The sequence below is a fragment of the Mesorhizobium sp. M0854 genome (assembly GCF_040319815.1).
Classification (GTDB): domain Bacteria; phylum Pseudomonadota; class Alphaproteobacteria; order Rhizobiales; family Rhizobiaceae; genus Mesorhizobium.
In genome coordinates this window covers 1-2,754 of the sequence record NZ_JAMYOL010000069.1, presented here as the reverse complement: position 1 = coordinate 2,754, position 2,754 = coordinate 1, and the positions used below count along the sequence as shown (strand labels likewise).

The window sequence follows — 2,754 nt, the reverse complement described above, 5'->3', positions numbered from 1 at the left end:
CGGCCTATGAGGCGCCGCAGGGCGAGATCGAGACGACGCTGGCACAGATCTGGGCGGAGCTTCTCAGGGTCGAGCGGGTCGGACGTCACGACAACTTCTTCGAGCTCGGCGGCCATTCGCTCTTGGCGGTGCAGCTCTTGGAGCGGCTGCGGCGGCTGTCGCTCGGGGTGGAGGTGCGCACCCTGTTCGCCAGGCCGGTGCTGGCCGATCTTGCCGAAGGCCTTGGCAGCAATCACGAAGTGACGGTGCCTCCCAACCTGATCACCGAACAGAGTACGGCGATTACGCCGCAGATGCTGCCGCTCATTGAGCTGGCCCAGCCTGAGATCGACCGGATCGTAGAAACGGTGCCCGGCGGCGTTGGCAATGTCCAGGATATCTATGCCCTGTCGCCGCTGCAGGACGGCATCCTGTTCCATCATCTGCTGGTCAGCCGGGGCGATCCCTACCTGCTGGTGTCGCAGATGGCATTTGCCGATCGCGAGCTGTTGGACCGCTATCTCGGCGCGGTCCAGCAGGTAGTCGATCGCCACGACATCCTGCGCACCGCATTCGTCTGGCAAGGGCTGTCCAGCCCCGCCCAGGTTGTGTGGCGCAAAGCACCCCTCGAGGTGAGCCAGGTCGAGCTGGATGCCTGTGGTGGTTCCGGCGCCGATGAGCTCCGGCGCCGGTTTGATCCGCGCCGGGAACGCGTCGATCTTGGCCGGGCGCCGTTGTTGCGTTTCGTGATCGCGCGCGAGCCCGGCAGCCGCCGCTGGCTACTGCAGCAGCTGCAGCACCATTTGATCGGGGATCACACGACGCTGGAAGTCATGTATGCCGAGGTACGGGCAGTGCTGGCGGGGCGGGAGCATGAGTTGCCGGCACCGCAGCCGTTCCGCAGTCTGGTGGCGCACGCGCGCCTGGGTGTTGATGCCAACGCGCATGAGCAGTTCTTCCGGAAGCAACTGGCCGACATCGACGAGCCGACGCTGCCGTTCGCGCTGCGCGACGTCTACGGCGACGGCAGCAGATCCGGCGCGGTGCATTGGATACTGCCGCAGGCACTCAACGCGCGGCTGCGCAGTCAGGCGCGGCGGTTGGGTGTGAGCCTGGCAAGCCTGTGCCACCTGGCCTGGGGGCAGGTGCTGTCGCGCAGCAGCGGCCGGGAGCAGGTGGTGTTCGGCACGGTGCTGTTCGGCCGCATGCATGCGGGTGCAGGCGCCGACCGCACCATGGGCCTGTTCATCAATACCCTGCCTGTGCGCCTCGACCTCGACGGGACCGGCGTCGAGGAAAGCGTGCGCAGCACGCATCGCCGGCTTTCCGGGCTGCTGGCGCACGAGCATGCCTCGCTGGTGCTGGCGCAACGCTGCAGCGGCGTTGCGGCGCCGGCGCCGCTGTTCAGCGCGCTGTTGAACTACCGTCACAACACGCCGGCGGCCATGGCTGGTCCTGGAACGGATGATGTCCTGTCGGGCTTGGAATGGCTGGGCGGGGAGGAACGCACCAACTATCCACTGACCCTGTCGGTGGAGGATTTTGGCGAGGCGCTCGGCCTAACGGCACAGGTGGCGGAGCCAATCTCTGCAGATCGGGTCTGCAGCTACATGCAGCGGGCGCTCGAGCAGCTGGCGGAGGCGCTGGAGAGGGCCCCCGATCGGCCGGTGCGCGAGCTGGACATCCTACCGGCCGACGAACGCACGTATCTACTGGAGGAGCTGAACCGGACGGCGGCGCCTTATCCGTCGGACCGGTGCATCCATGAACTGTTCGAGCAGCAGGTCCGGCGCGCCCCCGATGCGGTGGCAGTGGTCTGCGAGGACGAGCGCCTGAGCTATGGCGAGCTCAACGCGCGCGCCAACCGCCTAGCCCATCATCTGATCGCGCTTGGGGTGAAGCCGGACCAGCCGGTGGCGATCTGCCTGGAGCGCAGCCCGGCTATGGTGGTGGGAGTTCTGGCGATCCTCAAGGCGGGCGGCGCCTATCTGCCGCTCGATCCGGCCTATCCATCGGCCCGGCTGATCCAGATCCTGGATGATGCCGCCCCGCCGCTGCTGCTGGCCGATGCGGCCGGCCGCGAAGCCCTCGGCGCTGCGGCGATGGCCGCTGTGACGGTGGTCGATCTGGAGACGGACACGTCCGCCTGGGCCGGGCTGCCCGCTTCCGATCCCGATCCCTGCGCCCTCGGCCTCACCCCCCGCCATCTCGCCTATGTCATCTACACCTCAGGCTCAACCGGAGCCCCAAAGGGCGTCATGGTCGAGCATCAGGGGGTGGTCAATCTGGGCTTGGCGCAAATTGTGCTTTTTGGCGTTCATTCAAACAGCCGGATCGTGCAGTTCGCCTCCTTCGGCTTTGATGCAAGCACCTGGGAGCTTGTCATGGCGTTTGGCTCAGGCGCTGCGTTGCATTTTCCTGGGGACGAGATCCGTCAAGCAAGTGGCAAGCTGTCGGATTACCTTCGAAACGAAGCCATCACGCATGCGACTTTGCCCCCCGCACTGCTTCAGGGAAGCCAGAATCTGGATGGTCTGGCGTCGCAAGTTGTCATTCTTGCTGGGGAGTTGCCGAGGGCCGAACTGATCCGGGGCCTTCCTGCAGCCTCTATCGTCAACGCCTATGGACCCACCGAAACAACTGTTTGTGCGACGGTTTGGAGTTGTCCCAAAGACTTTGCTGGATCAATCGTCCCGATCGGCCGTCCGATTGCGAACACGCGGGTGTATCTTCTGGACGGCCATGGCGCGCCGGTTCCATTCGGGGCGGTGGGCG

Annotated in this window: 1 protein-coding gene; it reads left to right on the top strand. The window is 65.8% G+C overall.

Annotated features, from left to right (window positions below; translation table 11 throughout):
- Positions 1-2,754, top strand: a 2,754-nt coding sequence (locus NKH99_RS32505; RefSeq protein ID WP_353017946.1) for an AMP-binding protein, incomplete at both ends; no start/stop codon positions are given.